Source organism: Dapis brunnea BLCC-M229, from assembly GCF_050015995.1.
Lineage (GTDB): Bacteria > Cyanobacteriota > Cyanobacteriia > Cyanobacteriales > Microcoleaceae > Trichodesmium.
Map to the genome: position 1 here is coordinate 18,018 of NZ_JBNHEP010000059.1, position 23,446 is coordinate 41,463.

Annotated in this window: 13 protein-coding genes and 1 pseudogene; 4 read left to right on the plus strand and 10 right to left on the minus strand. The window is 34.1% G+C overall.

The window, feature by feature from the left end; translation table 11 throughout:
- Positions 1 to 72 precede the first annotated feature (72 nt).
- The 3 genes from ACP6PM_RS06515 to ACP6PM_RS06525 form a co-directional block, all read right to left on the minus strand.
- Complete coding sequence (locus ACP6PM_RS06515; RefSeq protein WP_426582945.1) at positions 73 to 567, minus strand: RES family NAD+ phosphorylase; 495 nt, start codon at positions 565 to 567, stop codon at positions 73 to 75.
- A gap of 382 nt (positions 568 to 949) precedes the next feature.
- Complete coding sequence (gene parS, locus ACP6PM_RS06520; RefSeq protein ID WP_293093167.1) at positions 950 to 1,429, minus strand: type II RES/Xre toxin-antitoxin system antitoxin; 480 nt, start codon at positions 1,427 to 1,429, stop codon at positions 950 to 952.
- Positions 1,430 to 2,042: 613 nt separating this feature from the next.
- Entirely contained in the window at positions 2,043 to 2,327 is a 285-nt protein-coding gene (locus ACP6PM_RS06525) for a DUF427 domain-containing protein (RefSeq protein ID WP_426582946.1), read from the minus strand.
- 641 nt (positions 2,328 to 2,968) lie between these two features.
- On the opposite strand from ACP6PM_RS06525, the gene ACP6PM_RS06530 reads away from it, so the two are divergent.
- Positions 2,969 to 3,247 carry a hypothetical protein gene (locus ACP6PM_RS06530; protein WP_426582948.1) on the plus strand — a complete coding sequence of 93 codons (279 nt, stop codon included), beginning with the start codon at positions 2,969 to 2,971 and terminating at the stop codon, positions 3,245 to 3,247.
- A 664-nt stretch (positions 3,248 to 3,911) separates the two neighbouring features.
- On the opposite strand, the gene ACP6PM_RS06535 is transcribed toward ACP6PM_RS06530, so the two are convergent.
- Positions 3,912 to 4,259 carry a hypothetical protein gene (locus ACP6PM_RS06535; protein WP_426582950.1) on the minus strand — a complete coding sequence of 116 codons (348 nt, stop codon included), beginning with the start codon at positions 4,257 to 4,259 and terminating at the stop codon, positions 3,912 to 3,914.
- Positions 4,260 to 4,726: 467 nt separating this feature from the next.
- Between ACP6PM_RS06535 and ACP6PM_RS06540 the strand changes: the two genes are divergently transcribed.
- The gene (locus ACP6PM_RS06540; protein ID WP_426582952.1) at positions 4,727 to 5,440 is read left to right on the plus strand and encodes a hypothetical protein; all 714 of its coding nucleotides are present in this window, start codon (positions 4,727 to 4,729) and stop codon (positions 5,438 to 5,440) included.
- 597 nt (positions 5,441 to 6,037) lie between these two features.
- Here ACP6PM_RS06540 and ACP6PM_RS06545 read toward each other — a convergent pair.
- Entirely contained in the window at positions 6,038 to 7,498 is a 1,461-nt protein-coding gene (locus ACP6PM_RS06545; RefSeq protein WP_426582954.1) for a tetratricopeptide repeat protein, read from the minus strand.
- A complete protein-coding gene (locus tag ACP6PM_RS06550) occupies positions 7,467 to 7,646 on the minus strand; it encodes a hypothetical protein (RefSeq protein ID WP_426582956.1) in 180 nt (59 codons plus the stop codon). The genes ACP6PM_RS06545 and ACP6PM_RS06550 overlap by 32 nt, the downstream gene beginning before the upstream one ends.
- Before the next feature lie 1,829 nt (positions 7,647 to 9,475).
- Between ACP6PM_RS06550 and ACP6PM_RS06555 the strand changes: the two genes are divergently transcribed.
- Complete coding sequence (locus ACP6PM_RS06555; protein WP_426582958.1) at positions 9,476 to 12,307, plus strand: sulfotransferase; 2,832 nt, start codon at positions 9,476 to 9,478, stop codon at positions 12,305 to 12,307.
- Between the two features lie 123 nt (positions 12,308 to 12,430).
- Complete coding sequence (locus ACP6PM_RS06560) at positions 12,431 to 15,046, plus strand: glycosyltransferase 61 family protein (RefSeq protein WP_426582960.1); 2,616 nt, start codon at positions 12,431 to 12,433, stop codon at positions 15,044 to 15,046.
- A 76-nt stretch (positions 15,047 to 15,122) separates the two neighbouring features.
- Here the strand turns inward: ACP6PM_RS06560 and ACP6PM_RS06565 are convergent, their stop codons facing one another.
- From ACP6PM_RS06565 to ACP6PM_RS06580, 4 genes and pseudogenes are all read right to left on the minus strand, one after another.
- The gene (locus tag ACP6PM_RS06565) at positions 15,123 to 16,025 is read right to left on the minus strand and encodes a sulfotransferase family protein (RefSeq protein ID WP_426582962.1); all 903 of its coding nucleotides are present in this window, start codon (positions 16,023 to 16,025) and stop codon (positions 15,123 to 15,125) included.
- Positions 16,026 to 16,238: 213 nt separating this feature from the next.
- Entirely contained in the window at positions 16,239 to 16,424 is a 186-nt protein-coding gene (locus tag ACP6PM_RS06570) for an STELLO glycosyltransferase family protein (protein WP_426582964.1), read from the minus strand.
- A 376-nt stretch (positions 16,425 to 16,800) separates the two neighbouring features.
- Positions 16,801 to 17,371: pseudogene (locus ACP6PM_RS06575) on the minus strand (Uma2 family endonuclease).
- A gap of 535 nt (positions 17,372 to 17,906) precedes the next feature.
- Positions 17,907 to 23,384 carry a tetratricopeptide repeat protein gene (locus tag ACP6PM_RS06580; RefSeq protein ID WP_426582966.1) on the minus strand — a complete coding sequence of 1,826 codons (5,478 nt, stop codon included), beginning with the start codon at positions 23,382 to 23,384 and terminating at the stop codon, positions 17,907 to 17,909.
- Positions 23,385 to 23,446 lie beyond the last annotated feature (62 nt).

Consider the following 23,446-nt stretch of genomic DNA (forward strand, 5'->3'; position numbering starts at 1 on the left):
TAGGGAATAGGGAATAGGGAATAGGGAATAGGGAACAGTTGGAAAAACATTACTAATTCTTTCTTAGCCATACTAAAGTTTTGCCAACAAGTTTTTGTTGATACTTTTTAGATTGCGGTCTAAGATAAAAGGCTGAGGTGGAGCAATTGAAATTTTCTCAAAATCTGGATGTAGAGGATTAATCAAATAATTATATTCTTGGGGAATAATAGCAGAAGGAACCCTCAAAACTGCTGTAGTTTTAGAAGTCAACCATTTATCTCCAATAGAGGCTAAAGCTTCCGGTGGAGGAGTATCACGCCAGTTATGGGGTAATATAGATTCATCTACTTGTTTAATTGGAAAATTATCAGGAATTTTTACATTAATAGATACAAATATATTACCAAAGTTTTCTATTTCCATACAAACTAAAGTTTCTAATGCGGCTAGAGATAATGTGGCTGAAGTATATATTAAAGCTGTTCCTTTAGAATTCCAACGACCTCTACTACGACTATAAGCTTCACCTGTAAAAGCAAGATCAATGTATTTTTTATGAGAAATTCGCCATACTGTTAAACTCATAATTATTATATTTTTAACTACTATTACTTGAAGAAAAAGGCAGTATTTATCGTGATTTTTTTGGATGATTAAAGTAGCACTTAGCACTCAGGTATCAATAAGCTTTTTACAGAGGAACTGCATTATCAGTTTTTCAAGGTGTATAATGGGAGAATAATCTAGAGTTACTCCTCCGCGTCTTATAACCCCCATTAACACGCAACACGCGCTTTTCCAAATATACTATACTGGGGGACTTAAACCCTTGAATTTTTAGCTGATAGCTGAAAGCTAGTTAAAACTCACTATTCAACTACCAAAAGGTAGTTGAATACCCACCTATTTCTATTGGTTTTTATTGATGACTAACAAGCATTAGCCATTAATAATCAATCATTAATCATTAGCTATATACTCCATACTCTATTTTATTCAAAAGTTCATCTACTTGTTGTGTGCCTGAATCTGTATCTAATAGTTCTAAAGGAGTTTTTCCAGCTAAGGCACGGTTTGATTTTTTCAGCCAATCTCTTGCTGTTTCCACATTCTCAAATACATCTAATGTGTGTACAAAAATTCTAGCAATACGATAAAGTCTATCTGACTCTGAAAGGTCAAGAGGTTTCTGATCTTTCTTACGCCTGGATATAGTCCGTTCGGAAGTTGCTAATAAAGCAGCCATTTGTGACTCAGAAATACCACAATATTCTGCTACTTTAATTACAGAAATTATTGAAAATCCCTGACGAATTATACTGACTATTTGCAGTTCTTGGGGTAATTCCAAAACATTTTTAGGTATTCTGTCAAATCCTAAAATTTGATAGATTCTAGGGATGGGTTCAGTTTCTGAGTTCTGAGAAACTTGATCTGGGAATAGCATCTGGACATCCTCTAACAGTCACCTGTCTAATATTATAACGTCAGATGTCTAAAAATGTGGAAATTTTATTTTAGAGCTGATTCATAAGCTAAATATTAAAGGAGCTTCTCCATGATCGTTGCGAGGGGGGACTTAAAGAGGAATCATAAATAATTTACCCAATTATTACCCCTGTGGCAATCTTTGGCATAACAGTCAACTTCAACATTGTGTCGGCTGATAATATATTATAGAAGGTTAGCTTGTTAAATCCCCACCTTGCAATGACAATATCAGACTATATTTACATCATCATTTTTTACAGATTAGCTCTTAGAATAAATAGTTCAGGATATAATTTTTGGCAGTCTAGAGACCAGAGCCAAAAAACAGGAGGATCAAGAAGATAAGAAAAAGTATAAAAATGAGGCTGTCAGAAACCATTTTCCTTGTTAGTAATAATTAGAATAATTGGGATGTCTAGAAAGTTAAGGAACTTTATTTACCCCATTTACCCCCATAAATAAAATCGCTTCAGAGACTATTGTTCCACAACAAGCTAGAAAAAACACAATTTTTTCTTGTTGTTATTTCGTGAATGAATCATTAAAATGATTGTGGCCAATTTTTATCCCTAGGTTTCTATTTGCACAGTAGGATAAAAGGCCACATAGTTTTGAATCTTTTTGGCTTTTTCTTTAGGATTGGGATAATACCAAGCACCATCTTTATTAACTTTACCATTGACTTCAATATCATAGTAGCTCGCATTACCTTTCCAGAAACAGTTAGTATGGGTATTGCTTTCTTTGAAATATTCACGGTTGACCGTATCTGGTGGAAAATAATAATTACCTTCGACAATTTCACACTCATCGCTCTGTGCTAAAACAACCCCGTTCAAAATAGCTGTTGCCATTAGTTTTTCCTAATTTTAATAACTCGCCTACTTATAATACCAAATAAAGAAGGTAAACCCCAAGGATTTTGGTCAAAAAAATTGGCTGGCATAACTGAGAAACGCAATAGGCAAATGCGCGATGCCATGAACAAAGCAGCGAGATTAGTTATTAATCATTGCTTAGAGCATGGCCTTGGTCGGATAGTTTTTGGATGAAATAAAAGGCAAAAAGATAGCATTGATATCCCAAGCAAAAACAACCATAAATTTGTACAAATTCCTACAGCAAAACTTAAAGAACGAATTAGTTTGTTATGGGAATTGTACAGCATTGAGTTGATCGAAACTGAGGAATCGTACACCTCACAAGCATCATTTTTAGGTAGTCCTTTGATGATTGTGATTTAGGGTAGAGGTAGGGAACACTTAACACTTAACACTTAACAGAAATTATCTTAAATTCTTAGTTTCAAAGAAATAGTATTTCCTTGAGTACTTGACTTTTTTTAATATATCACTACTTGTATACCACTACCCATTTTTAGGTAGTCCTTTGATGATTGTGATTTAGGGTGGAGGTAGGGAACACTTAACACTTAACACTTAACAGAAATTATCTTAAATTCTTAGTTTCAAAGAAATAGTATTTCCTTGAGTACTTGACTTTTTTTAATATATCGCTACTTGTATACCACTACCCATTTTTAGATGATGATTTCCTGCCAACAATCGGTGAAAAACCTGAAAGCTGGAAAGCATCAGGCAAACTAATCAAACGAGGACTTGATCAAACTCAACATGGTTTGTTAGTTAATGCCGATATTAATGGAGCAGTTAATATTCTCAAAAAAGTAGCAACAACTTTAGGATTTTCTCTTAAAGGAGTTGGTAGAGGCAATTTGACTATGCCTTTAAGAGTTCGCTTTTGGACTGCTTAATCAAGAATCCCCGTCACTTTAGTGCGCGCAGAAGTCAATAACCGCCATAGCTAAATTTAACGCTGCATTCAAATTTATATCGCAGCTAAAATTGCAAACGCTGCAATTTGATTAAGCGCTCTGATAAAAACAGAGACTCTTTAACAATTCCACAGAATAATAAACATTAACTGGGCTAATTAATAAATAGCAAAAAAGTAATTTCCCCTGTGTTAATTACTTAATAACTGAAGTGCGACCTAAGTATAGCAATGCTTTTGGGAATTGGTATAACACTTTTTTTCAGGATATATAGCAAACTTTTTGAGATTTGGTATAACCTATGGTACTAGAATAAAAAAAATGCAGCCTGAACAAGCTGCAAAGTTAAAGAAAACCGTTGTGTTTCCCTGAGGAAAATTTAATCAAGTAATTAAAAAAATACTGAAAGTATTAGAGCAGACTGAAGTAAAATTTTTAATAGTATTCGTTAATTAAATTTATATTTTTATATTATGTGGAAATAGATCAAATGTAAGTGATTTATGCCATAGGTCAATTGTGATTTTCATCAATGATGGGCTAGATAATGTATGGGGCAATATATAATGACAAACATTAAAAGCAGCAATGCAGATAACAGATAAGTTTTGCTACCTGCAATAACAGTATTTTTTCACAATAATTAATTTTCTGAGTTTCTGATGGATGTGTTGCTTCTGGCATCTTCTATTACATCAATTTTAGCCTTAAGTAAAGATAAGTCTCTTGCCACAAATATCTTGTTAGTAACCAGATCGTAAGCTTCCCACTCTTGGGAAAAGTCTACATCTTGCCAAATAAACCAATCTCGGTAAATTTCACCTTCGTCAATATCACCACATAAGGCTAACCAATCATCTCCATCAAAATTGTCTACTGTTGATGCTATTAAGTCAAGCCACGCAATAGTAATACAAGAATCTGTATTAGTATCAGCAACAAAAGAGGAAGATTGGGGGTTGACTTGCTCGAGGCAGAAGTTAGATGTCATTGTTAAATTCCTTGATTAACTCTATGCTTTAACTATAGGAACTTTGATATTGAAATAGTGATAGATATATGCCACTATCCTAACCACAACATCTTAGACATGAGGCGAATTCCAAATTTTACTGCTAATATCGGAAAGCAGGATTATCCTAAAAGTAGACACTTCAAAAATTGGCACTGATACTATTACTCAAATAGTTGTCTGTGGCAGTGCGACTCAAACGGAAATTAAATTGTAATTGGTACTATTCACTTCAGGAAGATAGCAACTCTTTCAGGATATTAAGGGAGTTAGGTAGGAGCTATGGAATGAACAAAAAATCTTTACAAGTCTAATCAGATCGGAATTTGAGCAATTTTTTCCTGATTTGAGCAAAAAAAAATTTTAACTACCTAAAATCCTCTACAGTGTCTAACTCTGAGAGGATATCTTGATAATTAAGAACAATTATTTTTGAGGTGTTAAAAATGCTCAATATTAATAAGATTAAAACAAATATAGTAGCGATCGCCACAGTGGTTATAACTATTTGTAGCAGTCCCCTAGCACTTGCGGAAAACTACACCAGAGAATTTGACGAACAAGGATATCTACGTCAAAATCCTGATGTAGCAGAGTTAGTACGTCAAGGGAAATATCGCTCTGGTTACGAACATTATGTCAGATATGGGCAATATGAAAATCGTTCTGGTGCTTTTAAAACATTCAATGAACAAGAATATTTGCGACAAAACCCTGATGTAGCAGATGCTGTACGTCGTGGTGAATTTAAGTCTGGTTACGATCATTATCTCAAAAATGGTCAATATGAAAACCGTTCTGGTGCTTCTAACCCATCACAACCTCAAACTTATGATAATTATAATCAGCCTTCTTTTGGCAATAATAATTTGAGTTGTGAAGGTATAAATCGTAATTTATCCCAGGAAGCATTTTTCCGAACAGAGAATCGAATTATCCACATTTGTCGATATCAAAATAGTAATAAATTAGTTTTGTTTGAACGTCGAAATAGAAATAATTCGGGTTGGAGAAATTTTCCTGTGGAAGTTGCTTATAATGGTTTTGTTAATCCTCGTCTGGGCTATTTTATTAATGATAATGAATTTATTCGGAGACGAGGAAATCAAATGCTTTACAGAGAACAAGTTGTGAATAAATGGAGACACAATTGCCGCTAAACATATACTTTTAAGTCAGAATTTTATTGAGCGGGGGAGCAGGGGAGTAGGGGAGTGGGGGAGAAGTAAACATAAGAGTAATGAACACGCTTCTGGGGTGCTATACCAATCCTATTTAAGTTGTAATATTTTAGTGGCAGTTAGAAGTCAGGAGTCAAGTAGGGTCGCCGTCGGATTAGCTACGTACATAATTTTAAAGGTTTTCAGTTCAAATTAGCTATTATAAAAATTATCATAACCAATTTAGGATTGCTATAATTATTAAAAAGGTTATTTAGTCCTGTTAATTACTTAATAATTGAAGTGTCGCTTAAGTATAGCATTAATACATGTTCAACAAGAGGTAATTATTAATTATTACCTCTTGTTGAAAAGGAGAGGATTGACTAATTATGAAAATTTTTTCTTGTTTCTCCTTTAAAGGAGAGGCTTTAAACCTTAATTATTCGGTAATTGGTATAAGTCACTAATTTTAATCAGCTCAAATGAAATTTATAGAAGAAACGGAATGCTGCGCGACATGAATGCGCAGCGAAACGAGCGCAGTAATAAAAGTTTCTATTAACTGTTTTATCGGTGGAAAAAATATCAGTTAAGTTACTTTTGTTTTGCTTGTAATTTTTCTAAAGCTTGATGAGCGCCAGACAAATCAGGTTTAAGTTGAATTGCTTTTTCTAGGGAAGATATTGCTTGTTCATCTAAGCCTAAATTTGCCAAAGCTTCGCCCAAATGATAATGTACAACTCCCGAATTTGGATGAAGTTCAATAGCTTGACGATAAGCAGAAACAGCTTCATTCCATCTTTCTAAACTAGCTAAACTATATCCTAATTTATGGTGCAAATCAGCAGCAGTAGGATTAAGATTTACTACTCGACGATAAGTAGAAATAGCCTCATCAATAAATCCTTGTTGTTCCATCATTTCTGCTAATTTTAGATGAGACTCAATTACAGTTTTATTCTGTTCCTGTCTTTTTGCCAATGCTTCCTGTAGATGCTGATTAAACTTTTGATTATCTGGCTTAATTTCTACAGCTTTCTGATAACAATTTATCGCCTCTTCCCACTTTTGCATTTCTGTTAATGCTTCTCCTAACTGGTCATAAACTATTGCAGAATTTGGATTAATTATGAGAACTTGACGATATTCAACCGCAGCTTCCTCCCACTGTTTTAGTTGAGCTAAAGCATAAGCTAATTGATGATGAATTATTGCAGAATTTGGATTAAATTCAATTGCATTTTGATAGGCAGCAATCGCTTCTTCCCAACGTTGCAGTTGGGCTAAAGCTGCTCCTAAATGATGATAAATTTCTGCATTTTTGACATTAAGAGAGATAGCTTGCATACAGGCATTAATAGCTTCTTCCCACTTTTGCAACTTGGTTAAACCTAACCCAATATAATAGCAAGCTTCAGCTAAATTTGGATTTAACTCAAGAGCGTGATGGTAAGAAATAATTGCTTGTTCTAGTTGACCAGCATTTTCGAGAACCTTGCCTAAACCTAAATGATATTCTGACAAATAGGGATTAATTCCAATAGCTTGATTGAAACTTTCTATTGCTTCATCCCACTGTTTTTGACTTGCTAATGCTTCACCTAAATATTGATAAGTTAAAATTGCATTGGGGTCTATTTCAAGAGCACGACGATAAGTAACTATCGCCTCATCAAATAATTCTTGTTTTGCCAAAGCAAACCCTAAACTCTGATAAAATTTGGGAAACTCTGGATTAAGTTCAATAGCTTGACGTAGATAAATAACTGCCTCATCAAACCTCTCAAGTTTAATTAGAATTTCTCCTAAGTTATAGTAAGACCAGGAATAATTTGTCTGTAGTTGAATTGCTTGGTGATAGATATTTGCTGCCTCCTCTAAATTTCCCTGTAAACTGAGAGTTTCTCCTAGGTTTTGATAAGCTACTGCTGATTTAGGATTAAGTTTAATTACTTGGCGGTAAGCATCAGAAGCTTCGAGGAAGTTACCTTGCCTTAATAATTTATTCCCAGTCTGAAGATAGTTAACGCTGGTTTCTGTTGCTGTTGTTGACATTTTTGTCTAAAATTTCCTTGATTTGATTGATAATTTGGGGTTGAGCTATCTTGCTCATTACCTGTTGATATCCTACACTATTTGGTCTTCCTAAATATGCAAGAATATTGGTTGCTAAATCTTTTCTATTGTCACAAGGTAATACCATTTCACAGAATTCATAATTCTGAATTCAGAATTATGAAGTTAAATTGGATAGGCTAAAAACTTTGACAAGAGAAAAGTTTGAGGCAATTATTTGACATTCAAGACTTTTAAGAATTCATAACCCATCAAAATAAGTTTGACAAACCACTAGTTTGATTTTTATATTTTTCGTTTTAAGGTTTATTTATGCCGTAAGCATTCAGCCGTCAGCCAGCCTCTTTCAGAGGAGCTTCGCTAACAGCTCTCAGCGTTCCTCGTTTATTCCATTTATCTGGAGTTGAGAATTGAGGTTGAGCGAGAATTAAAAGTCTAGGTAAAAGCGGACATCATCGGCTAATTTTAGCTATTTAGATTCATTTTTATTGCTGAATCCTTACGCTAATAGCTGAATGCTTACTTTATGCTTACCTACTTAATAAATATTAGTCGTATATTTATTAGGCATCATAATTAACAAAAATATTGTCGTTACATAGAGTTTATTTCTCCCAGATAAATTCAATTTACCCTCAAAAAACATATTACTAAAGATTTATAGTTGCGGAATTTAGGATAAATCAAAACCGTGGAAGAAGCATAATTTTTTATACAAATTCAAAAAAGGTCGCTATAGTATTAATCTCAACACTCCTAGTAACACTATTTTTTGAAAATGGTATTATTAGTCTTTAGGTAATTAGAATTTCTTAGTCAAGCAGCGAGATGATACAATCAAAAAGATTAAAATACGACTACAATAATTGTAGTATTGGCTAACTAACTATAATTCAGACAGAAATCGATAAATGGTCATTACCAAAAAATTAATATATGAAGTTAAAAGTGATTGACAAATGTGCATGAATAATGGTAGGAAAATAAAAAATTCATAGAATTCCTAATCGTAGATGGACACAAAGCAAACTCTTGTAATTGTTTTCCTTTCCTAGGGAGGGAATGCTTCGCAAACATTCTCCTTTGCTTAATTACCAATGAAATTTGACCGAAAAATTCAGGTATAAAGCCTCTCAATTCATGGAGAAAAAGCTGTCGAGGGATGGATGGGTTACCTAACCATATCCAATCGACCAAGAGAAGAAAAAAAATTCCTTTTAGCCAATCCTATCTGTTATAAAAAGAGGTAATTATTAATTATTAATTGTTAATTATTAATTATTGAACCTACCTACTTAGCTGTGGCTAAACTGTAAACTGGAAAAAAATAGTAACTATTATCGTAAGCATTCAGTTTTTAGCAGTCAGCTAGCCTCCTGCAGAGGAACTGCGTTAACAACAAATAATGAATAGTTCCTTCTAAAGGTTAAAGGAGGGCAATTTGGCATTGATTAATGGATAATGGATAATGGATAATTACCTCTGGTTGAAACCGCAACGGAATTGAATATAAGGAAATATTATTTCTTTTCATGTCGCGAAGCGTTAACGAAGTTGTGCGCTAGCTAAACGACCACTTTTTTCCCTATTAGGGGAAGCTTTTAACCTGAATTATTTAATTATTAATTATTCGGTAACTTTTAATTCTATCTCAATTTATCAATTGCTTTTATCTCCTACAAAATTAATAGTTGATAACGCAGTTCCTCTGCAAGAAACTAGCTAATAGCTGATGGCTGTTTGCACAGTGTTCCGCAGAAAATACTTACCTATTATCTCAGAAAGTCGATCAAATTTAGACTGACTGAAGTGAGGTTATCTTACACAGAAAGTTAGTTATTAGCAAGAAAATTAATTTCTCAGCAAGTTATACTCAAAATTAATTACTTGAACAACGGTAAAAATAAAATTATATACTAAAAACTAATATTCAGTAATACATAATCCAAATCTACTATGATGCAAAAAACAGAAAAATCAACTCTGATAATTACCAGTATGCACCGTTCAGGAAGTTCCTTAACAGCTTCTATCCTCCAAAGTTTAGGTTTGCATATTGGTCGGAAATTAATGGAGGGAACAGAGTACAATACTAAAGGATATTTTGAAAATTTAGACTTCTATGAATTTCATAAACAAGTATTACAATCCCAAGGTATAGATGAGGATGGCTGGACTTTACAAGAAAAAATAGATATAGAAGAAAATCTTCAAGAAAAAGCAAAGAAAATTATTGCTCAAAACTCAATAAGTGGGAATTGGGGATGGAAAGAACCCCGCACAACTTTGTTCCTAGATTTTTGGGCAGAACTGCTACCAAATGCCAAATTTATATTAATTTATCGTTCTCCTTGGGAAGTAGTTAATTCTCTGTATGCTCGACAAGATAAGATATTTCAAAGTCAACCAGAACTAGCAGTAAAATTATGGTTAAGCTACAACCAGAAAATTATTGATTTTTATAATCATGCGATTAATCGTTGCCTGTTAACAAATATTCAGACAATAATTAATAACCAAGAAGCATTTATTGAAAAAATCAATCAAAAATTCAAGTTTTTCTTGAATTATTCGACTACTAATATCTACGAGCCATCATTATTTAATAATCAAGTATCAACAGAAAGTCATAGACCTACTATCATAGATTATTACTTTCCTGAAGCTACAGAAATGTATCAGGAATTAGAAGCAAGAGCATGGAAACCAGAAGATGAAATACCAGACTTTTCCTGGCAAGAAAAAATTAAATCATCTCCCTATAGAATTTGGGCATTTCAAGATTGGATGAATTTATCTAGTCTAGAAAACCAAAATAAAATTCTACTAGCAGAACTAGAAAAATATAAAAATCAATACGAACAAAGTCAGTTAGAACTAACCCAAGCAACGTCTCAGTTAACAGAAACACGAGATGAGTTAGAAAAATATGTTACTCAACTCGATGCTACAGAGACAAAATTATTAGAATCGGAAAAACAACTCCACAACACAGAAAAAGTATTAGAAGAAACACAGAGCAAACTTCAAACAGTTGAACATATTAAAACTAAATTTGACGAAACAGAAAATGAACTAGCTACAGTTAAATCCCAGTTAAATCAGACTCAAACTGAACTAAGAGAATCCGAGTCAAAACTACAGCAGACAGAAAGTGAATTAAAAAAATCTCAAGAGACAGAAAAAGAATTCCTACAAACAAAATCTCAGCTACATCAAACTCAAGGAGAATTAGGGCAATATCAGTCACAACTACATCAAACTCAAGAAGAATTAGAAGAATCTATATATAAACTCCAGGAAATAGAATTAGTATGGCAAAAATCTCAATCTCAGCTAGAAAAAACAGAAGAATTATTGGATGAATTAAACTGCCAAGAAAAACAAAATCAAGCAGAATTAGGAAAAACAAAACAGAATTTATCCGAGACTGAAGCAGCATTAAAAGTTTCTCAGTATAAGCTACATCAAACTCAAGAACATTGGGAATATTCCCAATCACAATTAGCAGTAAAAGAGGCAATATTAGAAAAATATCAGCAAGATTTAAAAGATGTACAAACGGCATTAGAAGATACCCATTCACAACTTCAAAAAACTCAGGCAGAATTAGGAGTAACAAAACAGAATTTGTCTGAAAGCAGAGGCGAATTATTAGGTTATAAATATCAACTCCATCATACTCAGGAAGAGTGGGAAAAATATCAGTCTCAGTTAACAGCAACTGAGGCAATTTTGCAAGAATATCAGTCACAGCTACAGGAAACAAAGTCGGTCTTAGCAAAATCTAATTCTCAGCTAAAACAGATCGAAGAAAAAGAACAGCAAACCCAGTTTAGTTTAAAAGAAACTCAGGGAATATTGCAGGCAAAAGAGGCAGAGTTAACAGAATCTAATTCTCAACTAGAAAAGATTAAACCAGAATTAGAAAAGTCTGAATCTGAACTGCAAAAAACTCGCCAAGAATTAGAAAAAACTCAAGAGATCCTAAATCAAACTCAAGCAGAGTTAGCAGAATCTAATTCTCAACTCAAAGATAAAGAAACAAGATTGCAACATTCGAAAACACAACTAAAAGAAATTCAAAAAAGTCAAAGCGAGTGGCAAATATCAAAGTCTGAATTGCATAAAACCAAACAAGCATTGAAGCATTCCGAACTACAAAAACAAGAACTTCAAACAGAATTAGTAGAGTCTAATTCACAAGTTCAGCAGACAGAAATATTAATGCAACAATCCCACTCTCAATTACAACAAACAAAAGCTTTATTAATAGAGTTTCAAACTCAACTACATCAAACTGATGAAGATCGGGAAAATATGCAAATGCAACTACAAGAAACTCAGGCAGTATTGCAAGAAGTTCAGACTCAATGGCGGAAAACAGAAGTATTATTGCAACAGTCTCAATCTCAACAACAAAATGCCAAGAAAGAATTAGTAGAAACTAAGTCAGAATTAGAGAAATTACAATATCAGCAAGCTATTTTGAGAAATTCAAAATCTGAGGGTAAAACAGAATATCAACTGTTAGTTTGGGAAGCATGGTATGCTTATCAAAACAATAATTTAGCTGAAATGCAAGAGCGCCTTCAGAAGTCTTTGAAATATACAGAAACTTCTAGAACAGAAATAGTAATAGATTGGTTAGATAGTTTTGCTAATTTCTCTCAGACAAAAGGTATAGAGTTTGATAGTGAAAAACTGACAAATTCTGAAGAATGGCAAAAGTTGATGAAACGTGCAATGAAAATTAAACAAAAAGTTTTGGTGGGTAGCGAGAAATAAATAAGCATTTGAAAAAAAATGGAGGATTTGGAACGAATTGGTGTAGGATAAAGTCTAGCTTAGAAAAATGTTATTTTATCAACTAATTTGTAATTAAGTTTGTATTAATAAGGAAGTAAATTAATGGCAGCAACAGTAGAAAAAGAACTAGAAGAAGTTAAGGATAAGTGGCAACAAACTCAACAGGAGTTGGATAAAACTAAGTCAGAGTTACATGATGTGAGGGAAGAGTTGGAGCGATCGCAATCTCAGTTAGATGAGGTATTGGGGGAGTTGGAGCAAACCCACTTTGAGTTACATCAACTTAAGGAAAAGGGGGAGCAACAGCAATCGCAGTCTGGTTGGGAAGTTAAGCAGGAGTTGGCAGAAACTAAGACCAAGTTGCAGGAGACTGAGCAGTTGTTGGAGCAGTCGCAGTCGCAGTTAGGTGAGACCATGGGGGTGTTAGAGGAATATCAGTCTCAAATGGAAAAGACGATGGGGACTTTGGAGGAGTCGCAAGGGAAGTTGCAGCAGAAGCACGAAGAGTTAGAGCAAGTTAAGGTAGAGTTAGCACAGAAGCAGTCGGGGTCAGATGCGGAGTTGCAGAAAGAGTTGGAGGAAACTAAATCTCAGTTGCGGGAGACTGAAGAGTTATTGGAGCAGTCGCATTCGCACTTAGGTGAGACGATGGAGGTTTTAGAAGAGTCTTACTCGCAATTTGAAAGAAAGCAGGAAGAATTGGAACAACTAAAAAGGAACACTCAGCAGAGTAACCTACTATCCAATGAAATTCAAATTCAACCAAAACAGAGAAAACAGGAATTATCTACTTTAGATCGAACGGAAAAAGATCGACTTTTCAAAATAGAAAATGCAATTGTTGAACGAATTCAAATTGTTCGAGGTCAGCGTGAGTTACTTGGGGGTCTAATTTTTCCTAATTATATCCCAGGAGTATTCCGTCATCGACGTTCTGGTCAAGTAAGTAAACCAGTTTACCTGGATCAAAATATTCCAAGTAAAAATATTGACAATCTCAAGAAAAATACCTCAAAATTTTACTCTGGAACATACATTTACGGAGGTTTTTTTCATCCACACTTTGGACATACATTAACAGAAAGTATTCATCGCTTATGGGCTTTTAATAATACTATCCATAAGGGCGTTGTTTTTACTTTAGCATTAGCTGCACCAAGAAATGTTTCCATAGCTGAATATATCCCTCCTGAATGGTTTATTCAAATTTTAGAAGTCTTAGATATTCCTTTAGCTAAATGTATTTGGGTTACAGAGAGTTGTATTTTTGAAAATCTTCTTGTTCCTGAACCTGGTAGTGAACTAACATTAGGCCATAAAGCATGGTATTCATCCTATTTAGAGCAGCTACAACAGAGGATTTTGACATTAACATCTAACTTAAAAAAGCAAGATTTAAAGCTATTTCTTGGCAGGTCTCATATTCCTTTGAATGGCTCAGTTGCGGGTGAGAAGTATCTTGAGAATATGTTAGTTAATGAGGGTTATATCTCCCTAAAGCCAGAAGATTATGACTTTATAGATCAGTTAGCTTATTTTATCAGTGCCAAAAAAATTATATTTACCGAAGGAAGTGCGATATATTCACTAGAGTTAATTAACTATTTAGATGCTGAAATTTGTTGTCTTCCGAGAAGATCAGACAATAAACTTTTTACTCCACATCTCCATAATAAATGCCATAATTATGTTGTAGCTGGAAGTGTTGAAGATACTCTTCGCTTGGGATGTTATAACAAGAAAGATGGAGGAGATGCTATCTCAATTAATATACATCCATCTAAGGTTATTCAATCTCTGAGAGAGCATAATTTTGCCACACTCAAGAGCTGGAATGAAAATGAATTTTTGGCTTGTGAGAGAGAAGATATTATAACATATATAAATCAAGGTTATGATTTATTAAAAAATCAAGACCCAGTTCATTGTTTAGGTATTATGGAAAAATATTCACAAGTCCGTAATCAACCTCTAACAGGATTAAATAAGCAGTTAATCTATCCTTCTTCAACTTCAAAAAAGACTATGGAATTTAAACACCGCCACGTTCGTCTTAATAAACTTGCTAGTATTAACCAATCATCAAAATATCTAGAAATAGGTGTTCATAAAGGTTTAACTTTCAATGCAATTGAAGTTCAAAACAAAGTAGCTGTTGATGTGAATTTTCAATTTAATACAAAGAATTATGAAACAGAAAGGGTATTTTTTTTAGAAGTTCCTAGTGATGAATTCTTTACAAGTCATGCTCAAGATTTTCCTCCATTTGACCTAATTTATTTAGATGGTCTTCATACGTTTGAGCAAACTTTTAGAGACTTTTGTGCTTCTCTTTCTTGTGCACATAATAAAACTATTTGGTTAATTGATGATACTTGTCCAGGTAGCTATGCTCAAGCCCAATCTTCACAACAGATTTCCAAACAGTTAAAGCAAGCTTCAGGAGAAAAAGATGGCAGTTGGATGGGTGATGTGTTTAAGGTTGTTGCTGCTATCCATGATTTTTTCCCACAGTTTAGTTTTGCCACTTTTCCAAATCATGGACAAACAGCAGTATGGTATCAATGGAGAAGAGATTTTAATCCTAAATGGAACTCTTTGGAAAAAATTAGTAGGTTAGAATATTTAGATTTTGTAGAGTTAAAAGAAACACTATTCAAAAGAGAAAAATACTTTGATATCTTTGAAAGGATAGAAAAGAATTTGAGTGAACTATAAACAGCAATAGAGGTTGAAGTTAATATAGCTTTTGGGAAAGTCTTATTTTGACACTCAGGCTTTTTACACCTCTTTGCTATGCTTGGGGTGCGTACTTTTGAAGTATTTTATCTCTTAAAACATAATTACTGTTTTGTTCAATGTATGTTAATTCTTCTTGGTCTATAACTTTTTCTCTCTGTTTGTACTTTTTCCAATTTTGGGTCATAGACTTGTAGTAAGCAAAAAACTCGCGCTCGCTATTAATATCTAGAAAATTTAGCAACAAATTAAGATAGCGATCATCACCAGAAAATAACTTCTCATATTCACATATAAATAAATTTTCTTGCTTCCTATTTTCTAAGTAATTCCATGTGTTAATCAGAGATTGATTCCAATCTGAAACAGCAAACTTATAGTTCCGGTTTCTCCCCCAACCAATATCCTTTTGATTTTTTGCTCTAGCATCATAAGATAAAGCCACATCTATAATATCTCTTAACATAAAAATAAATTTGACTCCTGCTGATGTAAATTGAGCGTTTATTTCCTCATAAAATTCATAGTAATGAGGAAATTTATCTCCAATAATAGTTGTATTTTTAGGAAATTTTTCTTTCAATTCTTCGTAAAATGGTTTCCATTGATTCTCCCAACCTTTGTGTTGAGGATTAAGGTTAGTTTGTTCTTCTCTAACATCAAAAAATACTGATGGTTGAAACAAATCAGGATTAAGTTTATGAATCAAAGTTTTATTTGCATAATGTTTGTATCTCTCTACTCCGAGAGCTATCAGAGGGTGATAATTTAACAGATTTAAAATTGCTGTCGTTCCAGAGCGAGGACAACCACAAACAAACAAATATTTCCAGCGGATATTAACAGAAGAATAAGATTGATTTAAAGCAAGCTTAATTTCCTTGATTTTTTCTTGCCATTTTGTTAATTCCATCTTAATTTCTGTAATACGAGAAAATTCTTTTTCTGACCTTGACATCCTCTAAATTTCCTATTCTGAATTTATCAATATATTTTGTATTAGTTACTGCAATTTTATCCTAAAAAAATACATTGCTATGTGATTTCATAAATGTCTTGAAGCCAAGCTTTTAGTAACTCAGCTTCTTCAGGTTTAACTACTCCCAAATTTATCAAAACATCGTAACACTTTCTTAGGTTATCAGCAATGCACTTTTCCCCAGATTACAGTTTAACTATCAGATAATGATTTGGCAATTTTATCATTATTAAGATACCCGGAAACCTCATCTTCAAAATCTCGCATCAAGTTGTAAAAGTTTCTTTCTTGATAAACAGTCGGACTATAGAATAAAACACGCCAACCATTTTCCCAACATATTCTCTGGGCAACAAAACTGCGCCATATATATGTCATCCTAAACGAACAATAAACTGGGAGATACATTAATAAATATGCAGGTGGAAACCAGATTGTATTTTGACTATTAAAAGGACACCAACTTCCTTCACCCAATGCTATTTTAATGTCATCTCGAAAGGTTATAGGTAAAGGTAAAACCAGTCGATAAATAGCATTTACATCTGGATTATCATTTGCTAGTCCTTGCTGAATAGGGCAATTTAAATCAGATTTAATTAAATCTTCATTCTATATATAGAACCTCTGCGTAAGTCCTGGTTATATTAAATCTAAGATAGTTTAACATCAAAAGGTAAATGAATATATTAGTAACTTGGGAAAATGAAACAATTGAACCTATAACTTCTTTTTGCTAGAGAAAAACTAGCAACTATAACCGCAGCTCCAAGACAAAACCAGGTAATACATCTTCCCTTGATAAACTTGTGGGAGAATCTAATATTTCTACTTCTTTTCCTTGACGATAAATTTCCACACGACGATTTTTCTTATCAATTAGCCAACCTAATTTTACGCCTCCATTCATATATTCCTCCATCTTTTTTTGAACATCCTTTAAACTGTCAGATGGTGACAATTAATTCTAATACAAAATCTGGAGCGATAGGAGGAAATTTTTCTCTTTGTTGAGGAGTTAGTTGATTCCATCTTTCTAATTTAATCCATGATGCATCGGGAGAACGATTGGAATTATTGGGAAGTTTGAAACAGGTAGAGGAGTCGAATACTTTTCGTAGTTTTGTTTGACGATTCCATATTACAAAATCAGCAATAATTGAAGCATTTCGTTTTCCTGTTTCTCCTCCGGTGGGTGGCATTATTGTTATTTCTCCTCTGATGTTACGCTCAAATTTAATTTCGGGATTATCTCGACATAGTTGATAGAATTGCTCGTCGTTAAGTTTGAGGATATTGTTAAAGTTGATGGTTATAGCTGTCATTTCAATTATCAGTTATCATTTATCATTTATCATTTATCAGTAATTTGAACTGAATTCAGAGGCTTGATACTTCATTTTTAGGTCATAGCTTTGGCACGATCAAAAAGTTTTATTACTAGAATTATAGTATAGCAATTCTTATCTCTGAGCGAGGTATAAAATTCGTTAATGGAGTTTCATAAATCGTGGTGCTAACCCATCGGAGTTATTGGATAAAAGAGCAGAAGTTTAAGGATATTTAACTAGCTATCAGCTATCAGCTATCAGCTAAAAATTAGAGGGTTTAATTCCCCACTATATTTGCCTAATTAGTGGTGCGCTTTTTTGGGGGTTTGTAGACGCGGAGCGGCTTGTCTTAAGTACCCCCCATTATACACCTTGAAAAGCTGATTGCTATATAGCTGAGTGCTGAGTACTACTTCAATTATTCACCAGTGGGAGTATCTTGCTCCCTTGGGTTAGGTTCATAGGTGGGAAATTTCTATAAAGTTGACTGTTAATATTTAGAAGTTGGTATTTGCCCACTCTACAACTACTAATTAGGAGTTTGCATTTTTTTCTGATGTAAAGTGGCGATCGCCTCCAGCATTTCTCCTACTCTTTTGTCAAAACTATGATTGTCTCGAATATATTTTGTTAACTCTAATTTTTCTCTTCCATTCTGACTTTTTTGCTGCAAACAATCTTTTACTACTTTTGGCAAATCTTCCCTAGAATTATAAGTGGAAATTTTATTTCCAAACACTTTTTCTAAACCTGCAATTTTGTCAGAAATAATCGTTGCTCCACAAGCAGCAGCATCAAATAAACGATTGGAAATAAATCCTTTTTCTCGCATTGTATTCCAATGGTCGTTTAATAATACGCCACATTTACTGTAATACTTACGCAAAATTTCATTGGGAATATATTCTCCTTTTAAATAACCACTGGGCAATAAATTATCCCAGTTTGTTCCATAAACATCTACTTTTAAACCACTTTCTACTGCATCTTTTACTATCTGGCGGTAAACTTTGCGAGAATTTCCGACAAACAAAATTTCTCCGACTTCTTCATAACCTTCTTTGTCTGGATAAAACAAATTTGGGTCTGTACATTGCAGTAAAGTTTGTACGGGAATATTTACCTTTTTCTGCAACTCCTCAGCATAAGAATGAGACGCTACAAATACTTTGTCATATTGTTCATATTCTTCTAGGGAAATTTTATCTGGATGACTAATATTCCACATCAAATTAATATGATAAGGCTTGGGTTGATAACGACTTAAACCTCGAATCACAATTGCCACATCATCTCCGAATGTTTTGGGAGTTTCCCACTCTTGCAAAATATCAATTCTTACAGAATGACCTAATATTTCAAATTGCCGTTTCATAGCTAAGGCAAAATGATAGTCTCCCCATTCTTGTGCTTGTTTCCAGTCAGGAACTCCAATTTTTATGCCGATGCGGAAACTATTACTCATTTTTTCGCGCAAAGCATAAAATACTGTATGGGCGCGATGTTTGTAAGTGTGTTTTTCTTTGACTATTTTCTGTAATTCTGCCACTTTGGCTAATCTTAATTCTTCATTTGTTAGGTACTCCCGTAATAAATTTTCCAGAGATTCGCGAGAATTATAAGTAGGCAATAGTCCGTCGAAAGATTCTTGATTTCCTAACTCACCATTGGTAATAACTAAAGCACCAGACATAATGGCATCAAACACCCGCGAATTTGTGGACCCCCATTGTTTTGTGACTGAATTTGCATCATCAATTACTATTTTTGTAGAAACATAAACTTTCGGCATTTCTGTATAAGGCAAAGGTCCGCGATTATACTTTTTAAATTTCTCAAATTTTTCCCAGTTATAGCCATACAAAGCAAAGTTGAAGGGTAAATTATCTGGTTCCAAAAAACTCATAATATCTCGCGGATATTTCCAGAAGCTTCCTGTGAAACAATAGTCAGATTTATATTTATTTTCTAGTTCATAATTGATGTTTTCTTGTTCTTCTAAAATTGCTACTTCCAAATTTTTCCCTACTTCACTTTGGTTGACTTCGGGAATTTTATTACTTTGTTCGGAAGAATCTTTTTCTGAATCTTCTGAAATTCCTACTTCAGAATTAACTTCTTCTTCACTTATGACTTCTAAGTTGACTTCTTCTTCACTTATGACTTCTAAATTCCGACTTTTGACTTTTGACTTCTGAATTCTCAATTCTAAATTCTCAATTCTCAATTCTTTAAAGTTAGTTGCTATTCTAACTACTGTTGCAGGTTTAAATAATTTCTGTTGAATATAATCTGCCGATTTTTGAGAAGAACACCAAAAACAATCATAATCTCCTGCTGATTTTTGAGACGCCCAAACCTCAAACCAATTTCTTGCCCAAGCAACTTTTACTAAACTTGGTTTTGCATTTTCTATTCTTTCTAAATCATAATCGTGACGCATCACTACAATTACATCTAATCGTGTCATATCATACCAATCTTCTCCTTCAGAAATATAATAAACATCCCATCCAAATTCTTTAACTAATTGTTCTCCTAATTCCACTGCTGTAAAATAATCTCCTGCTGAAGCTTCCATATCTGCTTCTGTTACAGCAAAGCCAATAGTTAAAGGATGACCAGTCCAATAAATTCCTTTTTCAAAGTAATCTTGTAGATGTTTCCTTCGTAAATAATAGGCATATCTTTCTTCTATTATCGGGCGATTTTTCAAGATTTTCTGGATAAATTCTTTGCCTTTATTAAACCGAGAAAAGCCACGATTATGAAAAGCAGTTAAATGATTAGCACTGATAATTTCTTTGCCTAGTTTTTGTCGCATAGTCAAACATAAATCTACATCCTCATAACCATAAAAGTAGTCTTCGTTAAAACCTCCCACTTTCTGAAAATCTTCTCGCCGACACATCATTAATGCTCCAGTTACAACAGGTACTTTCCAAGGAGCAGATTGTACTTTTAATAATTGTGGAGCATAACGAACTTCATAAGGATAAAAAGGTTCATTTTGACTGTGGAAATATATCTGTACTCCTAAATGTTGAGTAGGAGGAAAAGCTAAAGATTGATCGCTAACTATATCTAATAATTTGACTCCTACCATTCCTAAATTTTCATCTTGTTGAATTAAGTCAACCATCTGAGGAATTATATCTTGGCAGAGGGTAATATCGTTATTCATAAATAACAGTAAAGGCGCTTTTGTTTCCTCTACTCCTACATTGTTGGAATTGGAAAAAGAATAATTTTCTCCCCTGGCAATAATTGTAATTGGTAATTTTTCTGACCACTGGTTACAAACATCAATACTATTATCTGTAGAGCCGTGGTCTACTATTATTAATTCATATTTTTCATAGCTGTTATAAAGCTCAAAGGAAGCAAATAATTCACTTAAAAGTTTTGCCCCATTCAAACTCAAAATAATTACTGCTACTTTTGGTTTTTCTGTCTGAATTTTTGCTAAAGGTATCTGACTACTAACTTCTTTTTCACTTCTGAATTCAGAATTCAGAATTCTGGCTCCTTCTCCACTTCTGCCTTCTTTACTTCTGACTTTTTCTAACTCTTTACTCCAGACTTCTTCTTCACTTTTGACTTTTGACTTTTGACTTTTTAATGCTTCACTCCTGACTCCTGACTCCTGACTCCTGACTCCTTGAAAACAATAGATAAGTTTGTTAATTTCTCCCTGATTAAAACTAAGACTAATTTCATGTTTTTTCCCTTTCGGTCCGACTACTAATGGTTGAGGAGAATTTTTTAGTTGTTGACCTGTTTCTGTTATTTTGACACTAACTTCAACTAAACCATTGCTATGTAAAGATGGCGGAATTTTTTGCGCAAAAGCATGATATCCGTGAGTACCAAAAGCTTCGGCTAAATCTTGACGATATTTATTTGCTACTAAAGTTCCAACTAAATTATTGCCGACAAAAATATCAAGAAATACAACTTTATCAGGGTCTTTTTTATGTCTCGCCCAACCAGAAACATAGTCGATAGTTGCATAATCAAGACAACCTTCAAATTCTGTTTCTCCTAACAAAGTAAGACTGCCAAGTTCCCCTGTTTTCAGAACATTTTGAAATGATGAAACTTCTTCTAATCTTTTCTTAGCTTTAGAAAAATGAGGGTCTATTTCTAAAGCATGACGATAACAACTTATTGCTTCACTTAATGGATTTTTTTTCGTCTTTGCCTCGCCTAAATGAAAATGAAATTTTGCCGAGTTAGGTCTTAATTCTACTGCTTTAGCATAAGCAGTCACTGCCTCATCCCATCGACCTAATCTTGACATTAGTTCCCCAATATGGTAATTAACGTCGGCAGATTTAGGATTAAGTTGTCTAGCTTTCATATAAGCTTTGACCGCCTCATCCCATCTTTCTAGTTGAGCAAGACTTTCTCCCAGGACATGATAAACTGCTGCCGAATTAGGATTAATTTCTTTTGCCAGACCATAACTTACGACCGCCTCTTCCCACCGTTTCAGTCTACTCAAAGTATGACCTAACTGATGGTGAATTTCTGCTGTATTAATACCCAGTTCAATAGCTTGCCGATAACTGACAATAGCATCATCAAATTTTTGTTGCTGTACCAAAGCTAAAGCCAAACTATGATAAACTTTTGGTAACTTGGGGTTAAACTCCAGGGCGCGACGATAATTGACAATAGCCTCATCCCACTGTTTTTGTGAAGCATAAGCTTCCCCTAAATAACTATAAACCTCAGCTAAATTGGGATTAAGTTTAATGGCAAGTTCCAAAGAAGCGATCGCCTCGTCCCACTGTTTAATATTACTCAAAGCTTTGCCCAAGTCCCCGTGAGCTTCAGCTAAGTTAGGATTAAGTTCTATGGCTTGGCGCAGAACTGCCACTGCCCAATCATTCTGCTTTAATTGAATCAAAGCATGACCTAACTGATGATAAACATCTGGAGAGTTAGGTTGAAGCTCAGAAGCCTTGCGGTAAGCAACTACAGCTTCCTCCCATTGTTGGAGTTGAGAGAGAGCATATCCTAAATAATGATAAACCTCTGGGGAGTCCGGCTGGAATTCCGTAACTTTCCGGTAAGCTGCTGCTGCTTCTTCCCACTTTTGCTGTTGAGCCAGAGCATATCCTAAATGGTGATAAACATCTGGGGAGTTAGGCTGAAGTTCGATTGCTTTTGTATAAGCTGAGATAGCTTCATCCCATTTTTGTTGCTGGGTTAGAAGATATCCAAACTGGTGATAGACTACTGCCGTAGGGGCAGTGCCTTTGTGCTCACCCAACAAATCAATTGCCTTCTGATATGCAGCAATAGCTTCATCCCACCGATGCAATTTTGCCAAGATTTCCCCATAATAATGATAAACTGTAGCAAAATTAGGAATTATTTGGCAAGCCTTTAAATAAATTTTGGCAGCTTGATGGAAGTCTCCCAATTTTGTTAAAGCCGTTCCTAATTTTTGGTATCCTTCCCAGAAACCAGGGTCAATTTCAATTGCTTTTCGATAACAGATTATCCCTTCCTCAATCTGACCTTGTTTTTCTAAAGCTACTCCTAAATTTTGATGAGCAATGCTAGAGTCAGGTTCTAGAGAAATAGCTTTTTGGAAATGAGCGATCGCTTCATAAAGTAACCCTTTTTGGACTAAAGCTGCTCCTAAACTAATGTAGAATTCTGAGAAATTAGGATTAATCTTAATGGCTTGGGAATAAGATGTGATAGCTTGTTCCAGATTACCTTGATTAACTAGGATTTTTCCCAAATTATGATGAGACAATGCAGAAGTAGGCTTTAGTTCTATCGCTTTTTGATAGACTGTAGCTGCTTCTCCCCATTTACCTATTTGAACTAGAACATCCCCTAGACTTTGGTAATACAAGGCCAAGTTTGGGTTAAGTTCGATGGCTTTTTGATAGAGAGTAACAGCTTTTTCTAGTTGACCTGCTGCTACAGCTTGTTTGCCTTGTTGGAAGTATTGAGTTATAGTTTCTGAATTTACTGAGGACAAGGATTTCATTTCTCTAATAGTTAAAGATTATGTTTCTGATTCAAAGTCGATTTTTTTTGATC